Source organism: Micromonospora sp. NPDC051925 (assembly GCF_044548625.1).
In the GTDB taxonomy this organism is placed as follows: Bacteria; Actinomycetota; Actinomycetes; order Mycobacteriales; family Micromonosporaceae; genus Micromonospora.
Genome location: NZ_JBIUCH010000004.1, coordinates 13,806 through 33,314 on the forward strand (window position 1 = coordinate 13,806; position 19,509 = coordinate 33,314).

The 19,509-nt window shown below is 72.6% G+C and carries 17 protein-coding genes; 3 read left to right on the forward strand and 14 right to left on the reverse strand.

What is annotated here, in order from left to right:
- Positions 1–38: 38 nt before the first annotated feature.
- Positions 39–782, reverse strand: a complete 744-nt coding sequence (locus ACIG87_RS06510; RefSeq protein ID WP_396848772.1) for a MerR family transcriptional regulator — start codon at positions 780–782, stop codon at positions 39–41.
- Positions 783–897: 115 nt separating this feature from the next.
- Between ACIG87_RS06510 and ACIG87_RS06515 the strand changes: the two genes are divergently transcribed.
- Positions 898–3,174, forward strand: coding sequence for an ATP-binding cassette domain-containing protein (locus tag ACIG87_RS06515; protein WP_396848774.1), 2,277 nt, complete (start codon positions 898–900; stop codon positions 3,172–3,174).
- A 48-nt stretch (positions 3,175–3,222) separates the two neighbouring features.
- Here ACIG87_RS06515 and ACIG87_RS06520 read toward each other — a convergent pair whose 3' ends face one another.
- A complete protein-coding gene (locus ACIG87_RS06520; protein ID WP_396848775.1) occupies positions 3,223–3,636 on the reverse strand; it encodes a protein-tyrosine phosphatase family protein in 414 nt (137 codons plus the stop codon).
- A 549-nt stretch (positions 3,637–4,185) separates the two neighbouring features.
- Here ACIG87_RS06520 and gdhA point away from each other — a divergent pair.
- Entirely contained in the window at positions 4,186–5,523 is a 1,338-nt protein-coding gene (gene gdhA / locus ACIG87_RS06525; RefSeq protein WP_396848777.1) for an NADP-specific glutamate dehydrogenase, read from the forward strand.
- Between the two features lie 104 nt (positions 5,524–5,627).
- Here the strand turns inward: gdhA and ACIG87_RS06530 are convergent, their stop codons facing one another.
- The 4 genes from ACIG87_RS06530 to ACIG87_RS06545 form a co-directional block, all read right to left on the reverse strand.
- Entirely contained in the window at positions 5,628–6,260 is a 633-nt protein-coding gene (locus ACIG87_RS06530) for a hypothetical protein (RefSeq protein ID WP_396848778.1), read from the reverse strand.
- Positions 6,261–6,275: 15 nt separating this feature from the next.
- Complete coding sequence (locus tag ACIG87_RS06535; RefSeq protein WP_396848780.1) at positions 6,276–8,021, reverse strand: DUF4012 domain-containing protein; 1,746 nt, start codon at positions 8,019–8,021, stop codon at positions 6,276–6,278.
- Positions 8,022–8,155: 134 nt separating this feature from the next.
- Complete coding sequence (locus tag ACIG87_RS06540; protein ID WP_396848781.1) at positions 8,156–9,403, reverse strand: glycosyltransferase family 4 protein; 1,248 nt, start codon at positions 9,401–9,403, stop codon at positions 8,156–8,158.
- A 205-nt stretch (positions 9,404–9,608) separates the two neighbouring features.
- Positions 9,609–11,066 carry a polysaccharide biosynthesis tyrosine autokinase gene (locus ACIG87_RS06545; RefSeq protein WP_396848783.1) on the reverse strand — a complete coding sequence of 486 codons (1,458 nt, stop codon included), beginning with the start codon at positions 11,064–11,066 and terminating at the stop codon, positions 9,609–9,611.
- A gap of 189 nt (positions 11,067–11,255) precedes the next feature.
- Between ACIG87_RS06545 and ACIG87_RS06550 the strand changes: the two genes are divergently transcribed.
- Positions 11,256–13,136, forward strand: a complete 1,881-nt coding sequence (locus tag ACIG87_RS06550) for a polysaccharide biosynthesis protein (protein WP_396848785.1) — start codon at positions 11,256–11,258, stop codon at positions 13,134–13,136.
- Positions 13,137–13,198: 62 nt separating this feature from the next.
- Here ACIG87_RS06550 and ACIG87_RS06555 read toward each other — a convergent pair whose 3' ends face one another.
- The 8 genes from ACIG87_RS06555 to egtA form a co-directional block, all read right to left on the reverse strand.
- Positions 13,199–13,402: a hypothetical protein gene (locus tag ACIG87_RS06555; RefSeq protein WP_396848787.1), complete on the reverse strand. Its 204-nt coding sequence runs from the start codon at positions 13,400–13,402 to the stop codon at positions 13,199–13,201.
- A complete protein-coding gene (locus tag ACIG87_RS06560; RefSeq protein ID WP_396848789.1) occupies positions 13,399–13,743 on the reverse strand; it encodes a hypothetical protein in 345 nt (114 codons plus the stop codon). The genes ACIG87_RS06555 and ACIG87_RS06560 overlap by 4 nt, the downstream gene beginning before the upstream one ends.
- The gene (locus tag ACIG87_RS06565; RefSeq protein ID WP_396848791.1) at positions 13,740–14,165 is read right to left on the reverse strand and encodes a DUF1622 domain-containing protein; all 426 of its coding nucleotides are present in this window, start codon (positions 14,163–14,165) and stop codon (positions 13,740–13,742) included. The genes ACIG87_RS06560 and ACIG87_RS06565 overlap by 4 nt, the downstream gene beginning before the upstream one ends.
- A gap of 39 nt (positions 14,166–14,204) precedes the next feature.
- A complete protein-coding gene (locus ACIG87_RS06570; RefSeq protein ID WP_396848792.1) occupies positions 14,205–14,792 on the reverse strand; it encodes a TMEM165/GDT1 family protein in 588 nt (195 codons plus the stop codon).
- Positions 14,793–15,040: 248 nt separating this feature from the next.
- Complete coding sequence (gene egtD, locus ACIG87_RS06575) at positions 15,041–16,012, reverse strand: L-histidine N(alpha)-methyltransferase (RefSeq protein ID WP_396848793.1); 972 nt, start codon at positions 16,010–16,012, stop codon at positions 15,041–15,043.
- Positions 16,013–16,066: 54 nt separating this feature from the next.
- A complete protein-coding gene (gene egtC / locus ACIG87_RS06580; protein ID WP_396848794.1) occupies positions 16,067–16,807 on the reverse strand; it encodes an ergothioneine biosynthesis protein EgtC in 741 nt (246 codons plus the stop codon).
- A gap of 16 nt (positions 16,808–16,823) precedes the next feature.
- Positions 16,824–18,161 (reverse strand): ergothioneine biosynthesis protein EgtB, encoded by a 1,338-nt coding sequence (gene egtB, locus ACIG87_RS06585; RefSeq protein WP_396848796.1) that lies wholly within the window; start codon positions 18,159–18,161, stop codon positions 16,824–16,826.
- Positions 18,158–19,393, reverse strand: a complete 1,236-nt coding sequence (gene egtA, locus ACIG87_RS06590; RefSeq protein WP_396848798.1) for an ergothioneine biosynthesis glutamate--cysteine ligase EgtA — start codon at positions 19,391–19,393, stop codon at positions 18,158–18,160. The genes egtB and egtA overlap by 4 nt, the downstream gene beginning before the upstream one ends.
- Positions 19,394–19,509: the final 116 nt, after the last annotated feature.

Here is a 19,509-nt window from a genome sequence, read left to right on the forward strand (position 1 = left end):
GTCACACCCCGGCCGACCCGACTTTCGCGCCGACGACTTCAGCTCCCGTCAGCCGACCCGGTCTCGGCCAGATAGTCGTACAGCGCGGCGGAGGCACGCAGCCGGCGCAGGCTGCGGCGGTGCAGGTCTTGCTCACGCCGGGCCAGTTCGGCCCGGACCCGGTCCGGCCGGCCGGTGCTGCGCAGCTCGTCGAGGACCGCCGTGATGATGTCGAACGGGTAGCCACCTCGACGCAACAGGGCCACCACCTGCGCCGCACGCCACTCCGCCACGTCGTACACCCGGTAGCCGGTGCCCCGCTGCCGGTGCGGACGGAGCAGGCCGCGCTGCTCCCAGAGGCGGAGCTGCGAGGTCCGCACGCCGACGTGGGCGGCCACCACACCGATCCGGGCGTCCCGACGGGGCACGGCCGCTGCCGGGCCGTCCAACACGGTCTCGAACGCACCCAGCACCCGAGCGATCTCGGCGCGCTCACGGTCCAGCTCGGCATGGCCGGCGTCGAGCGCGGCGAGCGCCGTCGGCCACTCGCCCCGGTGCACGGCGGCCAGCACCTCCCGGGTACGCGACCAGCCGTGCCCCTCCGCCATCCGGCGGGCCACCGCGAGGGCCCGCACGTGCCGTTCGGTGAGCATCCGGTAGCCGCTGGGCGTGCGGTCGGCCGGCGGCAGCACCCCGTCGGCCAGATAGTTGCGCACCTGCTGGGTGGAGATCCCCGCGCTGGCCGCGACGTCGACCACCCGCCACCGTCGCTCACCCACCCGGTCACCCACCCGGTCACCCACCCGGTCACCCTAGCGGTTGTCACGTGGTTTGAGACTTTACGCCCAGCAGCTTCCCGCCACCTCGGCGATCTTCGGTGAAAGTCTCCACAGGAGCATGAATGAGAAAATCGAAGGTATGGAGCAATCAGCGCAGCCCGCCGCCGACCACCACGACGTGATCGAGGTACGGGGGGCCCGGGAGAACAACCTGACCGGGGTCTCCGTCGACATTCCCAAGCGACGGCTCACGGTCTTCACCGGGGTCTCCGGCTCGGGGAAGTCGTCACTGGTGTTCGGCACCGTCGCCGCCGAGTCCCGCCGCCTGATCAACGAGACGTACAGCGCCTTCCTCCAGTCGTTCATGCCGAACCTGTCCCGACCCGACGTCGACTCGCTGCGGAACCTGACCCCGGCGATCGTGGTCGACCAGGAACGGATGGGGGCGAACTCCCGCTCCACCGTGGGCACCGCCACCGACGCGTACACGATGCTGCGGATTCTGTTCAGCCGGCTCGGCGAGCCGCACGTCGGCGGGGCCGGGGCGTTCAGCTTCAACCTCGCCGAGGGCATGTGCCCGGCCTGTGAGGGGCTCGGCCGGGTCTCCGACCTGGACGTGCCCGCGATGGTGGACGTGGAGCGCTCACTCAACGACGGGGCGATCCTGGTGCCGAACTTCGCCGTCGACTCCTGGTACTGGCAGACCATCGTCGGGTCCGGCCTGTTCGACCCGGACGTCAAACTCCAGGACTTCACCGCGCAGCAGTGGGCGGACTTCCTGCACAAACCGGCCACGAAGATCAAGGTGGGGGCCAACAGCTGGACGTACGAGGGGCTGGCGGTGAAGGTCCGCCGGCTCTACCTGGCCAAGGACCGGGAGTCGATGCAGCCGCACATCCGTGCCTTCGTGGACCGGGCGGTCACCTTCACCACCTGCGCCACCTGCGGCGGGGCCCGGCTCAACGAGGCCGCGCTGTCGTCACGGATCGCCGGACGCAACATCACCGAGTGCACCGCCCTGCAGATCAGCGACCTGGCGCAGGTGATCGGCGGGATCGACGCCCCGTCGGTGGCGCCGCTGGTGGCCGACCTGCGTGACACCCTGGACTCGCTGGTGGAGATCGGGTTGGGCTACCTCAGCCTGGACCGGGAGTCCGGCACCCTCTCCGGCGGCGAGGCACAGCGGGTGAAGATGGTCCGCCACCTCGGGTCCAGCCTCTCCGACGTGACGTACGTCTTCGACGAACCGACGGTGGGCCTGCACCCGCACGACATCGCCCGGATGAACGACCTGCTGCTGCGGCTGCGCGACAAGGGCAACACGGTGCTGGTCGTGGAGCACAAGCCGGAGACGATCGCGATCGCCGACCACGTGGTCGACCTCGGCCCGGGTGCGGGCTCGGCCGGCGGCCGGATCTGCTACACCGGTGACGTGGCCGGGTTACGTCGCTCGGACACGCTGACCGGCCGGCACCTCGACCACCGGGTCACCCTGCGTACGGCCGTCCGCCGGCCCACCGGTCACCTGCCGATCCGCGGTGCCGACCTGCACAACCTGCGCGACGTCGACGTCGACCTGCCGCTGGGTGTGCTGACCGTGGTCACCGGGGTGGCGGGCTCGGGCAAGAGCTCACTGATCCACGGCTCGCTGCCCCGTCGGGGTGGGGTGGTGGTGGTCGACCAGTCCGCGATCAGGGGTTCCCGGCGCAGCAACCCGGCGACCTGGACCGGCCTGCTCGACCCGATCCGTACCGCCTTCGCCCGCGCCAACGGGGTGAAGGCCGCGCTGTTCAGCGCCAACTCCGAGGGTGCCTGCCCGACCTGCAAGGGAATCGGGCTGGTCTACACCGACCTGGCGACGATGGCCGCCGTCGCCACCGTCTGCGAGGCGTGCGAGGGGCGTCGCTACACCCCCGAGGTACTGACGTACACGCTGCGCGGCAGGAACATCAGCGAGGTGCTCGGCATGTCGGTCGCCGAGGCGCGGGACTTCTTCCCGTCCGGACCGGCCCGGGTCGTGCTGGACCGGCTGGCCGAGGTCGGTCTCGGCTACCTGACCCTGGGGCAGCCGCTGACCACGCTCTCCGGCGGGGAACGTCAGCGGCTCAAGCTGGCCGTGCACATGGCCGAGAAGGCCGCCACCTACGTCCTGGACGAGCCGACCACCGGTCTGCACCTGGCCGACGTGGACCAACTGCTCGCGCTGCTGGACCGCCTGGTCGACGCGGGCAACACCGTGATCGTCATCGAACACCACCAGGCGGTGATGGCACACGCGGACTGGATCATCGACCTCGGCCCCGGCGCCGGTCACGACGGCGGCCGGGTCGTCTTCACCGGCACCCCCGCCGACCTGGTCGCGCACGGTGACACCCTGACCGGCCGCCACCTGCGCGAGTACGTCGCCGCCGGGTGACCGGCCGGGCCCGGCGGGCACATCGCCCCGCCCACTGGCCGGTGTCGGTCAGTTGTCGGGCAGCCGGCGCAGCCAGGCGCGCTGCCAGGGGGTCTCGACGGCCTTCGGGTGGTAGTGGTCGCGGACCCAGGCCACCGAGTCCCGGGCCGGCAGCCCGTCGAGGATCGCCAGGGCGGCGAGGGCGGTGCCGGTCCGGCCGATCCCACCCCGGCAGGCCACCTCCACCCGGGTGCCGTCGTGCGCGCGACGCAGCGCCTCACGGAGGGCGTCGAGGGCGTCCGCGCGGTCGAGCGGCAGCCAGAAGTCGGGCCACCGGATCCGCCGGTGCGGCCAGGCGGGGGCCGCGCCAGGGGCCAGGAGCAGGGCGAAGTCGGCCGGCGACACCTCGTCGGCCACCCGCCGCCCGCGTACGGTCACGCCGCTGGGCAGCGCGACCACTCCGACCGACCTGGACCAGTCCACGCCGTGATTCTGCCTGATACGCACAGCGTGCGCCGCCCCCGACCCTGGGGGTCGGGGGCGGCGCGGTCGGCGTGCGGGTCGCCTCTCGGCGGGTGGCGCGAGACGGCTCCACGTGACCCCCACCACCCGACAGCGGGACTGAGGGCCGGCAAAGAACGAGGCGGGAACCACCCGCACCCCGCGAATGGCGGGAACGTCGCGGCACACGTTGGTCAACTCGACGGCGACATCATCATGACTGTGCGTGACACCCTTGCGCGGGTTCCGGCCAGGCGCTCCGATCCAGGCGGCGGGCTGTCTCACCGGCCTCCTCGCTCAGCTTGAGGATTCGGCAGGTCAGCTCGACCCGGTCGGTACCATTGGCGGCGTCCAGCCAGGCGCACGCGCCCCGGGCCGCATTCCAGATCGACTCGTCCAGCCGTCCAGTGAATCGGACAGGGGTGACGATCCGTAACCGGGGGGTGGTCGCCGGTGCGCGCCGACGGGTTGGTGGCGACGACGCCACATCGAGAGACGACGCCACATCGAGACCGGAAGGGACGTGACCGGATGGCGGAGGCCGCCGAGTCGGTGTTCACCCAGGTGGTCAACCGGAACCCGGGGGAACCGGAGTTTCACCAGGCGGTACGGGAGGTGCTGGAGAGCATCGGTCCGGCCCTCGCCCGCCACCCCGAGTACGGGCACGCCCGCATCATCGAACGGATCTGTGAACCGGAACGGCAGATCATCTTCCGGGTGCCGTGGGAGGACGACCACGGTCGGGTCCGGGTCAACCGGGGTTTCCGGGTGGAGTTCAACAGCGCGCTCGGCCCGTTCAAGGGCGGCCTGCGCTTCCACCCGTCGGTCTACCTGGGGATCGTCAAGTTCCTCGGGTTCGAGCAGATCTTCAAGAACGCGTTGACCGGGCTGCCGATCGGCGGTGGCAAGGGCGGCGCGGACTTCGATCCGAAGGGCTGCTCGGACCGCGAGGTGATGCGCTTCTGTCAGAGCTTCATGACCGAGCTGTACCGGCACATCGGCGAGCACACCGACGTGCCGGCCGGTGACATCGGCGTCGGCAGCCGGGAGATCGGCTACCTGTTCGGCCAGTACAAGCGGATCACCAACCGGTACGAGTCGGGGGTGCTGACCGGCAAGGGCCTGTCGTACGGGGGCGCTCAGGCGCGCACCGAGGCGACCGGGTACGGGGCGGCGTTCTTCGCCGAGGAGATGCTGCAGCAGATCGGGGACAGCCTGGACGGCAAGCGGGTGGTGGTCTCCGGTTCGGGAAACGTGGCGACGTACGCGATCGAGAAGGTGCACCAGCTCGGTGGCACGGTGGTGGCCTGCTCCGACTCCGACGGTTACGTACTCGACGAGAAGGGCATCGACCTGGAGCTGCTGCGGGAGCTGAAGGAGACCCGCCGGGCCCGCCTCGACGACTACGCACGACACCTGCCGCACGCGGTGGCGGTCAACGACCGCACCGTCTGGGAGGTGCCCTGCGACCTGGCGCTGCCGTGCGCTACGCAGAACGAGATCGGCGGCGCGGAGGCCGCGGCGCTGGTGGCCGGCGGCTGCGTCGCGGTGGTCGAGGGGGCGAACATGCCGACCACCCCTGAGGCGGTGCGCATCCTCGGCCGGGCCGGGGTGAGGTTCGCCCCGGGCAAGGCTGCCAACGCCGGCGGGGTGGCGGTGAGCGCGCTGGAGATGCAGCAGAACGCCAGCCGTGACTCGTGGACGTTCGCCCAGTCGGAGCAGCGGCTGAGGGAGACCATGCGGGACATCCATGCCCGTTGTTGGTCCACCGCCGAGGAGTACGGCCTGCCGGGCGACTACGTGGCCGGGGCGAACATCAACGGCTTCCGTCGGGTGGCCGAGGCGATGCTGGCGCACGGGCTGGTGTGAGCGGCTGACCGGGCCGAGGCTGGAGGCATCCGGGTGGGCGCACGCGCTGGTGCCCGCCAGACCATGGGTCTGACGGGCACCAGCGTCCAGCGGTGTGCTCCGGGTCAGCGGGTCATGCCGAACCGGTGGCGACGCCGCCACACGAGGGCACTGAGCATCAGCACCACACCGGCACCGACGAGCCCACCACCGACCTTCAGCGGCGTGCTCAGGTTGTCACCGGTGACCGGCAGGTGATGCTTCTTCGGCAGCACGGTGAGCGTCGCGCTGGCCGTCCGGCCCGAGGTGCGCCCGGTCGCGGTGAACGTCAGCCGACCGACGTCACTCGGTCGGTAGCTCACGGTGAACCGACCGTTCGCGTCGGTCTGCGCCGTGAAGTGCCGGGGCGCGGGCTGCGGCTGTGAGTTGTCGACCCGCACCATCGCGACGGTGGTGCCGTCGCTGCGCCGGGCCGGGGCCTGCCCCGGAACGGACGCCGCGAGGGGCGCCACGGTGACGTCGATGTCGACGGTCTCGTTCGGCCCGAAACCGGTGCCGGTGAGGACCACCGTCTCACCGAGGATGATGGTGGGTGGGCTGACCGTCAGAGACGGTGTGGTGGGCGGGTAGTCCGGTGGCGGCTGCGGGGTGGCCGTGGTGTCGGCGGGTGGCTGCGGCTGGGCCGCCCCCGCCGCGCCCGGCACGGCCACGATGGCCAGGCCGACCGTCAGCGCCATGATGATGCGGGATAGCCGCATGATGGTCTCCTCCTACTACTGGTTGCAGCTAGGTGCGGGAACTACTTGGGTGGTCCACGGGGTGGCGGTCGGTGTGTGCCAGAGCTCGGGGGTGCCTGTGGAGTTTCGGCCGGTCAGCAGGTCCACTTCGAGGGTCCGGGTGGCGCCGGGGGCGACGTCCACGGTGGCGACGACGACCTGCCGGCCCCGTTCGATCCCGCTGCCCAGGGCGGTCGCCTTCCCGTCCAGCCGGGCGTCGAGCACGGTCCCGCCAGCCGGGCTGTAGACCGAGACCAGGGTGCGCGCGGTGTACGGGTCACCGGCCTTGCCGAGGCCGAGCACCGACTCGGTGAGACCCGAGTCGGGGGCCGACGAGTGCAGGGTGAAGCGCAGCTTGAGCTGCCGCCGGCCCTCGTCGGCGCAGTCCCCGACGGTGACGGTCGCCGTCGGCCGCAGGTAGTAGCCGAGCTTCGCGCCGCTGCCGTCGTTGAGGAAGACCCCCACTGTCGGTACGGGCTCCCGGTCGGGGAGCGCACCGGCGAGCCGGGTGTCGCTGAACGAATGTTGTTCCTCGGATCGGGCACTCCAGAACAATATCCGCCTCTCCGTTATAGAGCGGTCAAAAGCCGACAAAAGCAGCTTAGGATCTACCTCTTTCGTGAGGAAGGCGTCAAAGACCGCAGCCGCCGACGCGGCAAAGAAGGCGTCCTGCCCGCTGCCGTCGCGTCGCTGGTAGGCGTCGTTCAACAGGGTGCGCACCACCTGGTCGCTGACCAGGGTGGCGTCCCCCGGCACCCGGACCGGCCCGGTGGCCTGGAGCAGGTAGGACAGCACCACCGGATCGACCGCCAGGACACCGTCGACGCTCGCGCCGCTGTGCCGCCGGTACATCTCCCGGTAGAGCCCGGCGGCGACCGGGAAGTTGGGCGTCAGGTTGACGTCGGCCGGGTAGATGCCGGGCAGGTCGGTGTAGATCCGGCGCACCTCGTCGTCCACCGGCAGCACGGGCGAGAACGAGCCGAAGTCGCTGCTCGTGCCCTGCTTGCGCATCTGGACGCGGCCACCGTCGGCATGGATCACGGCGTACGCGCCGAACATCCCGCCCGTCGCCCTCAACTCGGCGAGGTTCTGCGAGACCAGCAGGTAGTCGCGGGGGCCGTCGGCACCCAACAGGGTGGGCAGCACCCGGGCACCCCGCTCCACCGCCCCGGTCAGGGAGGCCAGGCGGTCGATCTCCTCGCGCAGCCCGGTCAACGCCGTCCGGATCTGGCTGAGCAGGTTCTCGGCCGGCACCGCGTCGAGCCTGGCGCGCGACTCACGCACGGCCGCGTCCGCCGCCGCCAACTCCGCCGACGCGCCCCGGAGCCGGTCCAGTTCCAGCCGCCCTTCGCGCGGCAGCAGGGTGGCCAGGTCCATCCGGAGCAGCACCGGGAAGGCCCGCCGGGCCAGGTCGTCGATCGCCACCGCGATGCGCCGGACCGCGGTCAGGTCGTCCCCGCCGTACGGGGCGTGCTGGGCGACCCGCCAACCGGGATCGCCGGTGGCCGCCCGCGCCGCGCCGGCCTGCTCCTGCAACGCCGCCAACGTCCGTTGGGCACGGTCGAGATCACCCCCGAGCACCTGGGCACTCAACTCCCGGGCGAGCCCGGCGGCGTTGAGCAGATGGGCGCGCGCCTGCCAGCCGCGGAACCCCACCCAGCCAGCACTGCCGAGCAGCAACGCCCCGACGATCAGCCCGACCGACAGGGCCCGCCGGACCCGCTGCCGGGTCCGGCGTCGCACTCGCCGACGGCCGAGCCGCGAGCCACCACTCTCCGTCACACCACACTCCGCTCTGGACCGGACAGAAATGACCGTTGATCGGGTTTCCAGCACCAATAACAGCATGCCTGCCCGATTATTACCGCCTTTCTGACCTAAGACCTCTTTTGTGAGGGTTGTTCGGGTGGCTGGCCGGCGGCGACCGCACCCAGCAGCGTCTCGATCCGGTCCACCCCGGCCCCCAGCGACATCTCCCGCAGATACGTCTCCCGGCCCCGCCGCCCCATCTCGGCACGGGCCGACGCCGGGATCGTGGAGGCGAGCCAGAACCGGTCGGCCAGGGCGGCCCAGTCCTCCGGCGGACAGGAGAGCCCGGCCCGCGCCCGTTCGACCAGCGCGGCAGTGTCGCCACCGGCGGAGGCCACCACCGGAGCGGCGCAGGCCAGCGCGGACTGCACCTTGCTCGGGACCGTCCCCCGCAGCTCCGGAAGGTCGCGCAACGTAACGAGCTGGTAGTCGGCGGCGGCGTACAGCTCGGGCATGTCCACCGGCGACCGCCGTTCGACGAACCGGACGTTGTCGGCGCGCAGCTCGGCGGCGAGCCCCCGGACCCGCCGCTCCTCACCCCCGGAGCCGACCAGCACCAGGTCCATCCGGTCGTCGAGCGCCGCCGCCGCCCGGACGGCCGTCTCCAGCCCCTGGCGTACGCCGATCGTGCCGGCGTGCATGACCACGCAGCGGGCGTCCCGGCGCACCAGTGCCTGGGCGGCCCGGCCAGGGCGCACCGGTTGGAAGATCCGCTCGTCGGTCCAGTTGAGCACCGTGTGCACCCGCTCCTCGGACACCCCCTGGGCGAGCACGAGGCCCCGCATGGACGGTGCGGTGACCGCCACCGCGTCGGCCTCCCGCAGCACCCGCCCCATGGCTGCGGCGATCCGGCCGGGCCGGGCCCGCCCCTCGGCATCCTCCGCGCCGGTGGCCTCCCCGGTCCACAGATCCTGCACGTGCAGCACGGTGGGTGCCCGGCCGAGCAGCCGCAACACCCCGGCGGCGGCGAAGGTGGTCGCGGGAAGCTGGAAGACGTACAACACGTCGACGTCGGCCAGGTACCGCCGACCCACCAGCGCGGCGCTGGCGGCGAAGGAGAGGTAGCCGGCCAGTCGCGCGGCGGGCGAGCCGTCCCCACCGGCATACCGCGGCACCCGGCGCACGGTCAGCCGCTCGCTGCGGGTCAGGTGCCGCCAGCGCTGCCGCCAGCCCGGGTAGACGTGGCCACCGGGATAGTCCGGAAAGCCGGTCAGCACCCGCACCTCGTGCCCACGCCGGGCCAACTCCTCGGCGAGACCGCCGGGGATGAAGGCCGGCTCCGGCGGGAAATGGTACGACAGGATCCCGACCCTCATCGCCACCCTCCCCCGCCTCCTCCGGCGGCGACCGGTCCCGGCCGGCGGCCAGCGGGGACCGGTCGCCGAGCGCCGGCCCGCACCACGCTGCCGGCCCGCGCCGGGCGGCGGCGGTGAGCCGCCGCCCGCGCGAAGCACCCTCGCCCCGCCGACGCCCCGCCCGACGGCCGGGCGGCCGACCGGGCGACGGAACCCGGAGCGGTACTCATCGCGACAGCCGGGTGAGTTCCTGCGTCCGGTCTCCGACGGGTTGCAGCCCCTGGTCGCCCCGGTGGTCGGTGGTGACTCGGTCGGCCGGGACCGACCGGCGGCCGGCGGTGGCGATCCGGTACGCCTCGTACTGGTAGGCGTCGGCCTTGGCCACCTTGGTCATGTTGAGCACGCAACCGAGCAGCCGTACCGAGACGGAGTGCAGGGAGCGGGCCGCCTCGGCGACCTGGGCTCGCGAGGTCCGCCCCTGCTGGGTGACCAGCAGCGCCCCGTCGGCCTGCACCGCCACCACCACGCCGTCGGTGACGGCCAGCAGCGGCGCGGTGTCGATCACCACGATGTCGGCGGACTCGCGGAGCGCGAGCAACAGGTCCGCCATCGCCTTCGAGCCGAGCAGTTCGCTGGGGTTCGGCGGGGCCGACCCGCTGGGGAGCACCAGCAGGGACTTGTCGCCCCAGCGCTGGACCACGTCACCGACCTGGACGTCGCCGACGAGCACGTCGGTGAGCCCGACCGCACCGTTGACCCCCAGGTAGTCGGCGACCTTCGAGCGACGCAGGTCGGCATCGACCAGCAGCACCCGCCAGCCCGCCTCGGCCAGCGCGATGGCCAGGTTGCAGGACATGGTGGTCTTCCCCTCGCCCTGCAACGCACTGGTCACCGCGATCACCCGGGCCGGCTCGTGCACGTCCACGAAACGCAGGTTGGTGCGCAGCTTGCGGACCGCCTCCGCCCGGGCGGAGGTCGCCGCCTCCCCGACGATCAGCGGTGCCGTCTTGGCACCCGCGTCGTAGGGCACCTCACCGAGCAGCGGGCTGCCCGTGGCCCGTTGCAGACCGGCGGCGTCGCGCAGCCGGACGTCGACCATGCCGCGCAGCACGGCCAGGGCCGCGCCGAGCAGGAGTCCGATCAGCGCACCGATGCCGAGGTTGCGGTTGGGCGTCGGGGAGACCGGGCTGGAGCTGACCCGGGGACCGCCGACCACCTCGATCCGGGTGGGCCCGGGCTTGCCGTCCGAGGTGGTCTCGATCTTCTGGACCAGCTCGACGAACCTCGCCGACAGCGCCTCGGTGAGCTTCATGGCCCGGGTCTGGTCGGTGTCGGTGACGGTGGCGCGCAGCAGCACGGTGCCCGTCTCGGTCGAGGTGGCGACCCGACGCTGGACGTCGTCGGCGGTGAGACCGAGGGAGCTGTCGGCCACCACGGCCTGCGCCAGGCGGTCGCTGCGCAGCAGGTCGGCGTAGGACTTCACACGCTGCTGGAGGAAGAGCTCGCCCTGGTAGGCGTTGCTGACTCCCTGGCCGGGGGCGGTCACGAAGAAGGTCACGGAGGCCACGTAGCGGGGCACCGTGCGGACCGTGACCAGGGCCGCCGACCCGACCGCGACCATCAGCGTGACCAGGACGATCCACCAGTGCCGGCGGATCAGGCGCAGGTAGGTGCGGATGTCCATCACGCCCTCCGTTCCGGCGGAACGGCTAGCCGGTGAGACTGCACGAAATCCCCCTAATATCTGCTATCAACATGACAGTATCGAAAAGGTGCAGCAAGCTCGTTAAGCGACCAGGTGAATGTAGACGATACAAACCTCCTTTGAACCCTGAACCACCGCAAAAGCGGAACAAACCCGCAAAGGACGCTAATGGACCACTCGGAACCCCTGACCGACACCGCCGCGGTCCAGCGGCGCGACTGGGTGACGCGGCGCGCGAAGACCCTGTCCTTGCTAACGCTCGACACCGCTTCCTGGTGCGCCGGCTTCCTGCTCGCCGCCTGGGCCCGGTACGAGTTCGGGATCACCCCGCGGCAGTGCGCCGCCGCCCTCGGCGCGGCGCTGGTCTGCACGGTCGTCCACGCGGGACTCGAACAGGTGCGGGCCACCGCCTACGGCCGGCATCCGATCGGCAGTGTCGGCGAGGCACGTGACCTGGGCATCACCGTCGTGCTGGCCGCCGCCGTCGTGCTGGCCGCGCTGCTGCCGATGACCGTCCGGCCGACCCCGGCCAGCGTCCCGGTGCTGGGTGGCGCCGTCGCCCTACTGCTGATGGGCGGCGGGCGGATCGTCTACCGGTGGCGCCGGGACCGCGAGGCCCGGCCGGCCCACTCGTCCGACCGGGCACTCGTCTACGGGGTCGATGCGGCCAGCGAACGCCTGGTCCGGGTTCTGCTCGGCGACCCGGCCGGCGGGTACCTGCCGGTGGGGCTGCTCGACGACGACCCCGACAAGCAGGGGCTACGGCTGGCAGGACTGCGGGTGCTCGGCGGCCGGGAACAGCTGACCCAGGCCGTGCACCGCACCCGGGCCAGCACGGTGATCTTCTCGATCAACGGCTCGGACGCCGAGTTGATGCGCGACGTCCGCAGCCGCACCCTGCAGGCCGGTGCCGCGTTCAAGGTGCTCCCACCCGTACGGGAGCTGCTGGACCGCCCGGTCACCGCCAACGCCGTACGCGATCTACAGCTCACCGACCTGCTCGGGCGGGCCCAGCGGATCGCCGAACTGGCCGTGGAGCGCAACGGTCTGGCCGGACGCCGCGTGCTGGTCACCGGGGCCGGCGGCTCGATCGGCTCGGAGCTGTGCCGGCAGATCGCCCGCTGCGACCCCGGTGAGCTGATGATGCTGGACCGGGACGAGTCCGCGCTGCACGCCCTACAGCTGTCCCTGCACGGACGGGCGCTGCTCGACGGGCCGGAGTTGATCCTCGCCGACATCCGTGACGCCGACGGCATCGCCCGGATCATCGCCGGACGACAGCCCGACATCGTCTTCCACGCCGCCGCCCTCAAACACCTCACGCTGTTGCAGCGCCACCCGGGCGAGGCGGTCAAGACGAACGTGCAGGGCACGCTGAACGTGCTGGAGGCGTGCCGTGACGTGGCCGAGTTCGTGAACATCTCCACCGACAAGGCAGCCAACCCGGTCAGCGTGCTCGGATACTCCAAGCGGATCACCGAGCGGCTGACCGCGCACTACGCCAACCGGTACGCCGGCGCGTTCCTCAGCGTCCGCTTCGGCAACGTGCTCAGCAGCCGCGGTTCGGTGCTCACCGCCTTCCAGGCACAGGTCCGGGCCGGGCTCCCGATCACGGTGACCCACCCGGACGTGACCCGGTACTTCATGACCGTGCAGGAGGCGGTGCACCTGGTCCTCCAGGCCGCCGTCGTCGGCCGGGGCGGCGAGGCGCTGGTGCTGGACATGGGCGAGCCGGTGCGGATCGCCGAGGTGGCCCAACGGCTGGCCGCCGAGGCCCCCCAGCCCACCGAGATCGTCTTCACCGGCCTGCGCCCCGGGGAGAAGCTGCACGAGGACCTGTTCGGCACCGACGAGATCGACAGCCGTCCGCTGCACCCGCTCATCTCCCACGTCCGGGTACCCGCGCTGAACCCCGTGGAGCTGGCCGGGCTGGACCCGTACAGCGACCCGGACGAGCTGACCAAGCGGCTGGCGGCGTGCTGCGAGGACGACTCCGCGCGGCTCGGCGACGGCCCTGCCCCCATCTCCGCGCTGCCCTCCCCGCGCTGATCCCGCCGCCCGCCCGGCCCGACCCGCAGGGGTCCGGTCGGGCGGACGGTGGGGACCGGGGGTCAGCGGCGCCGCTCGTCCGCGTCTTCCCGCTCGTGCGGCTCGGTCTCCTCCAGCGCCTCGGTAGCCGGCTCGGTCAGGTCGTCGCCCGGCACCGCCACCGCCTCGGCCCGGTCCCACTCGTCCGGGCGACCGCCGGCCGGGGTTTCCGGGGCGGTGGCCTCGCCCGCGAAGCCGTACTCGTTCGGCTCGTCGTGCCGGCTCATAGGTGAATCCTTCCCGTCACGTCAGGTTCGTACCGTGCTGGCCCCCGGTGGGGGTGTGCTCGGCTTACCCATGGTGGGGGGCCGGTAGTCGGCGGCGAGGTGGTTGCCGCCCGGGCCAGGCCGGCCCAGAGCAGCTGGCGCAGCCCGATGATCGCCGCCGCCGTCGCCAGCGCCGCCCAGCTCCGCCCGCCCACCAGCCGGAGCAGACCGGCGGCGACCAGCAGGTCGAGCAGCACCCGCAGGGCGGTCCGCCAGGACCGGGCGGTCAGCAGCACCGTGCCGCCCACGCCGAGGGCGAGCGCGCTGACGACGGTGGCGAGCACGACCGCGACACCGGTCACCGGGGCGGCCCGCCGCCCCCGCCCCCGGCCGGCGGTGGCTCCGGACCGGGTCGCGGTCGACCGCCGGCATCCGCGGCGGCGTTGACCTGCTGCTTCTCCTGGGCGATCTCCCGGCTGAGCACGATGTTCAGCGCGGTCCGGATGGCGGCGATCGCGGCCAGCTGGCCGAGCTGGGCGAAGGTCGGCGACACCGCGGTACGCAGGATGTCCGCCGCGAGCTGGAACTCCAGGCCAAGGGTGAGGAACCGGCCGAGGGAGAGCCGGATCGGGGTGAACCCGGCGGCGCTGCGGTGTCGCAGCCCCTCGACCACGAACCGCAGCGCCGCCCAGAGCGCACCGACGAAGATGATCGTCGCGCCGAGGGTCTCCACCACCCCCACCACGACCGCGTCGCCGTGGCGCAACAGCTCGTCCAGCCTCACCCGGTGGCGTTACCCGCCCCCGGGTCAGCTAGTCGGTCGTCAGGACAGCTCCCGCACCGCCTCCAGGATCAGCCACAGACCGCAGATGGCGAAGAGCACGGCCGCGCCGTACCGGATGGTCTTCTCCGGCAGGTGCCGGCCGAGCAGCCGGCCGACCAGGATGGCCAGGGCGTCGGCGGCGACCATGCCCAGGGTCGAGCCGAGCCAGGTGCCGAACCAGCCGTACTTGGTGGCCAGGGTGATGGTGGCGAGCATCGTCTTGTCGCCCAGTTCGGCCAGGAAGAACGCGACACCGACGGCGAAGATGGCGGACTTGCCGGTCTTCTCCGCCTTGCGCTTCTCCTCCTCGGTGAGTTTGTCCCCGCGCAGCGTCCAGGCACCGAAGCCGAGGAACGCCAGACCGGCGACCAGCGAGATCCACCCGGTGGGCAGGGCGGCGTTGAGGCCGACCCCGATGGCCACCGAGGCCAGGTGCACGATCGCGGTGGCGATGGTGATGCCGATCAGCACCGGGACCGTCTTGAAGCGGGTCGCGAACGTGAGCGCCATGAGCTGGGACTTGTCGCCCAGCTCGGCGACGAAGATGACGCCGAAGCTGACGACCAGCGCGACGAGGAAACCGTCCATGAGAACCTTCCCGATCAGGCCGGGAGGAGGTATGGGGCGCCCTCGACCCGGCTGTGACAGCCTGAGTCGAAGGTCTCGCCCGCCCCACCCGAAGGTGGGGCCGCGTGGCCGGGTGCGGAACGCACCAGTGTGTCGACCACGACATTGGGGGCTACTCCCCTTCGCGTCGGCCAGCCTAGCCGACCGGGCCGGCCACCGGAGTACCGGGTGAACAGCGTCACCATGGCGGCCGGCGGCCGGCGGCCGGGTCAGCCCGCCCGGGCCAGCGTCACCCCGAACAGCCCGTCCGGGTCGGTCCAGAACTCCTCCGGCAGGAAGCCGGCCGCCGCCAGCTCCGCCGCGATCCCCTCCGGCCGGAACTTCGCCGACACCTCCGTCCGCAGCTCCTCGCCGGCAGCGAAGTCGACCGTCAGATCGAGGGCCCCGACCCGGACCCGCATCGCGTGCCCCGCCCGCAGCCGCATCTCGATCCACTCCTGCTCCGGATCCCAGCGCGCCACGTGGGCAAACGCGTCCGGGTCGAAGTCGGCGTCCAACTCCCGGTTGATCACCCGGAGCACGTTGCGGTTGAACTCGGCGGTGACCCCGGCCGCGTCGTCGTACGCCGGCACGATCACGGCCGGGTCCTTGACCAGGTCGGTGCCGAGGAGCAGGTGGTCACCCGGCTCCAGGGCCGACCGCATCGCCGCCAGGAAGCCGGCCCGCTCGGCCGGCAGCAGGTTGCCGATGGTGCCGCCCAGGAAGATCACCAGCCGTCGACCGCCGGTCGGCAACCGGTCCAGCTGACGGGTGAAGTCGCCGACGATGCCGCGCACCCGCAGCGCCGGGTAGTCGGTGGCGATCTGTTCGGTGGACTGCCGCAGCGCACTCACCGACACGTCCAGCGGTACGAAAGTGCCCAGTGTGCCGCACCGGGTGAAGGCGTCCAGCAACAGCCGGGTCTTCTCCGACGAACCGGAGCCCAGCTCGATAAGCGTCTTCGCCCCGGTCGACGCCGCGACGTCCGCCGCCCGCTCGGCCAGCACCGCCCGTTCCGCCCGGGTCGGGTAGTACTCCGGCAGCCGGGTGATCTCCTCGAACAACTCGCTGCCCCGGGCGTCGTAGAACCACTTCGGGGGCAGCCACTTCGGGTCTGCGGTCAGGCCGGCCCGGACATCGGACCGCAGTGCCCGGTCGAGGTCCCGCTCCTCCAGGTAGATCTCCAACGGTTCCGCACTCATCAGATGTCCCCTCTCCCTCCGACAGCAAGTCCCGTCCCACCCGTGCCGCCCGGGTCACCCCAGCTCGCCGAGGCGCACCCCGGCCGGTTCCGCCTGCACCCACCGCCGGTCCGGCACCTCCTGCCAGCCGGGCGCGTCGTCCACCGGTTCGGAGGCCAGCAGCACCGCGTCGCCGGTGGCGCGCACCGACAGGGCGTGGTCCCACACGCTCGCCACCACCGACACACCGTCGGTGAGCAGCAGGTTCAACCGTGACCCCGGCGCGCGGGCGGCAACCTCCCGCACCGTCGCGGTGACCGCCTCCGCCGCCGACGCGCCGGCCCGCAACCGGTGCCGTACCAGCGCCCAGAGCAACGCCGAGTCGGTCGGCGCGTCGAGGGTGACCAGATCCCGCACCGGCAGACCCCCGGCCAGGTCGAGCACCGAGTCCGGCCAGCCGCGTACCACCCCGTTGTGGCTGAACAGCCAGCGCCCCTCGGCGAAGGGCGCGGCGGCGCTCTCCTGCACCGGCATGCCGACCGTGCCGGAGCGCACCGCCGCCAGCACCGCGCCGGAGGTGGTCACCGCGGCCAACTCGGGCAGGGTCGGATCGGACCAGATCGGGCCGGCCCGCCGGTACCGCACCGGGGTTCCCGCGCCGGGGTACCAGCCGACGCCGAAGCCGTCCGCGTTGATCGTCCCGCCGCCGCGCATGTCGCGTGGGGCCCAGGACTGCCGCACCAGCGAGTGCGGCGGGTCGTACAGCAGCGCCCGCAGGGTCACCGGGGGGCCGAGGTACGCCAGGTGCCGGCACATCAGGCGACGCCGCCGGTCACCCGTGGGCCTCCTCGGGCCGGGCGTCGCGGGCACAGCGGAAGCCGCTGAAGATCTGCCGCCGGATCGGGTGGTCCCAGTTGCGGAAGGTGCCCCGACAGGCCGCCCGGTCGGTGCCGAACGAGCCCCCGCGCAGCACCCGGTAGTCACCGCCGAAGAAGACCTCGGAGTACTCCCGGTAGGGGAAGACGGCGAACCCGGGATGGCCGTGGAAGGGGCTGGCCGTCCACTCCCAGACGTCGCCGATCAGCTGGTGCACCCCGAGCGGGGAAGCGCCCCCCGGGTACGCACCGACCGGCGCCGGCCACAGGTGCCGCTGGCCCAGGTTGGCGTGCGCGGCGGTCGGTTCCTCGTCACCCCACGGCCAGCGCCGGGACCGGCCGGTCGCCGGATCCCAGCGGGCCGCCTTCTCCCACTCCGCCTCGGTGGGCAGCCGCTTGCCGGCCCACGTCGCGTACGCCTGCGCCTCGTGCCAGCAGACGTGCACCACCGGCTCGTCGTCGCGCACCGGCGACCACCGCCCGAACCGCCGGCACACCCAGCCGTCGCCGTCGCGTCGCCAGTGCATCGGCGCGGTCAGCCCGGCCCCGGTGCGGTGCCGCCAGCCGGCCGTGCTCCACCAGCGCGGGTCGTCGTACCCGCCGTCGGCGAGAAACTCCCGGTATGCGCCGTTGGTCACCGGCACGGCATCGATGACGTACGCGGGCAGGTCGACGGTGTGCGCCGGCCGCTCGTTGTCCAGCGCCCACGGGTCGGTCGAGGTGCCCATGGTGAACGGCCCGGCCGGCACCAGCACCTCACCGGCGGCCCGAACCTGCGGCTCGGGCGGCGGGGGCGCATCGAGCACCGGCGGGCCGGCGCGCAGCTGGTGGGTGGCGAGCATGGTCTCGTCGTGCTGCTGTTCGTGCTGCACGATCATGCCGAAGACGAACCCGTCGGCGATCAGCGCCCGGTCGGTGAACCGGATCCTGTCGAGCAGGTCGTGGACCTTGTCGCGGACGGTCGCCACGTACGCCCGCGCCTCGGCCGGTGGCAGCAGCGGCAGCGAGGGCCGGTCCTTGCGGGGCTGCTTGAAGGCGTCATACAGGTCGTCGATGTCCTGTCGGACGGGTGCCCGTCCGCCGACGTCGCGGACCAGCCAGAGTTCCTCCTGGTTGCCCACGTGGGCGAGGTCCCAGACCAGGGGGGACATCAGCGTCGAGTGCTGACGGACCAGGTCGTCGTCGTCGACGGCGGTGGTCAGCGCGTCGGTGCGGGCCCGGGTCCGGGCCAGCTCGGCCGCGATCCGGCTGCGCAGTCGCTCGGTCTCCGTGCCCGGCTGTTCGGTGGTGGTCACCGGTGCCCCCTCTTTGCGGCGACGATCCGTCGCCGCAGCCCGCGGTCGATCTCGTCGTGGGTCTCGGTCGGCAGGTCCAGTCCCGGTAACGCCTCCCGGGCCAGGTCGAGCAGGGCCGCGGCGGCCGTGGCCAGCGGCGGGTCCGCCAGTCCCCGCCGCGCGGCGGTATGCCAGCGGTCGGCCACCGGCGTGGCGATCGTCCGGGCCGCCCGGACCGTCCGCTCGTCGTGCAGCAGCGCGGTCAGCACGGCCAGTGGGATGGTCCAGTCCCGGCCGGGCTGGGCGTCGAGGTAGCGGACCTCGAGGTAGCCGCGCGGGCGGACCGGTGGGAAGAGCGTGCTGACGTGATAGTCCAGGTCGTCGGTGGTGGGCGGGTGCGGCAGCGCCCCGGCTATCCAGTCGGCGAAGGTGACCCCCGGTGGCGGCGTCCAGTCCGGGCCGTCGTGCCGTAGGCAGAGCAGTGGCGCGGCGAGGACGTACTCCGTCCAGGCCGCGACCGGGTCCTGGTCCGGCCGGTGCGCCGACCAGACCGGGTCGGTACGGGCCGGGTCGATGTCCAGCCAGGCGGCCATCCGGGCGGACGCCCAGCCGGTCCGCCGGCCGGCGTGTCGGTCGGCGGTGGCGAAGGCCGCCACCAGCGGTGGCCCGATCGCGTGCACCGCCGCCCAGCGGTCGGCCAGCCCGGCTGCCTCACCGATGTCGAGGCAGACCTGGAGGCCGGCGGTGCTGTACATCATGGTCTTCCCGGCCGGGCCGCGGCGGTCGAAGACGCAGCGCATGGCGCGATAGCGCGGGGTGTCGACCACCGGGTGCGGGGCCCGCCACGCATCGATGCCGGTCCGCCCGAGCACCAGCCCGGCACGGGCGAGCAGAGCGTCGAGTTCGTCGATGTCGGCCTGGGTCGCCGAGACCAGCGCGGCGACCGAGGATCGCGGCGCGGTGGACACCTCCACCTGGCCGCCCGGCTCGACGGTCACGGTGCTGCCGTGCCGCAGGGGGCGGGCCGGGCTGGCGTCGTCCAGGGTGGGTGGGCTGTGCGGCCCGAGCGCCGCCCGTAGCCGCGACCGGTCCAGCGGTCGGGCGGGGTCGGCGGCGTCGTGGACGGTCCATTCCAGTTCAACGCCGGTGAGGGTGGGTGGCCCGGTCTTGAAGCAGATCCGGGCGAGGTGTCCGGCGGCACCGGACACCTCGCCGAGCACGGTCGACCGGTCCAGCTCCGGCGACGTCACCACGAGATGATCCCCTCCCGATGTCGGCGTCCGGCCGTGCCGGCCGGTCGGGGCATGGCCGTCGCGGGCCGCCCCCGTCCCTCCATCCTCTGTCTAGCAGACGGATCCCGCACGCCCGA

Excerpts from the sequence above, each read along its gene's own strand:
- ACIG87_RS06515 (WP_396848774.1), top strand. The coding sequence starts at position 898 with ATGGAGCAATCAGCGCAGCCCGCCGCCGACCACCACGACGTGATCGAG.
- gdhA (WP_396848777.1), top strand. The coding sequence starts at position 4,186 with ATGGCGGAGGCCGCCGAGTCGGTGTTCACCCAGGTGGTCAACCGGAAC.
- ACIG87_RS06530 (WP_396848778.1), bottom strand. The coding sequence starts at position 6,260 with ATGCGGCTATCCCGCATCATCATGGCGCTGACGGTCGGCCTGGCCATC.
- ACIG87_RS06540 (WP_396848781.1), bottom strand. The coding sequence starts at position 9,403 with ATGAGGGTCGGGATCCTGTCGTACCATTTCCCGCCGGAGCCGGCCTTC.
- ACIG87_RS06545 (WP_396848783.1), bottom strand. The coding sequence starts at position 11,066 with ATGGACATCCGCACCTACCTGCGCCTGATCCGCCGGCACTGGTGGATC.
- ACIG87_RS06550 (WP_396848785.1), top strand. The coding sequence starts at position 11,256 with ATGGACCACTCGGAACCCCTGACCGACACCGCCGCGGTCCAGCGGCGC.
- ACIG87_RS06555 (WP_396848787.1), bottom strand. The coding sequence starts at position 13,402 with ATGAGCCGGCACGACGAGCCGAACGAGTACGGCTTCGCGGGCGAGGCC.
- ACIG87_RS06570 (WP_396848792.1), bottom strand. The coding sequence starts at position 14,792 with ATGGACGGTTTCCTCGTCGCGCTGGTCGTCAGCTTCGGCGTCATCTTC.
- egtD (WP_396848793.1), bottom strand. The coding sequence starts at position 16,012 with ATGAGTGCGGAACCGTTGGAGATCTACCTGGAGGAGCGGGACCTCGAC.
- egtC (WP_396848794.1), bottom strand. The coding sequence starts at position 16,807 with ATGTGCCGGCACCTGGCGTACCTCGGCCCCCCGGTGACCCTGCGGGCG.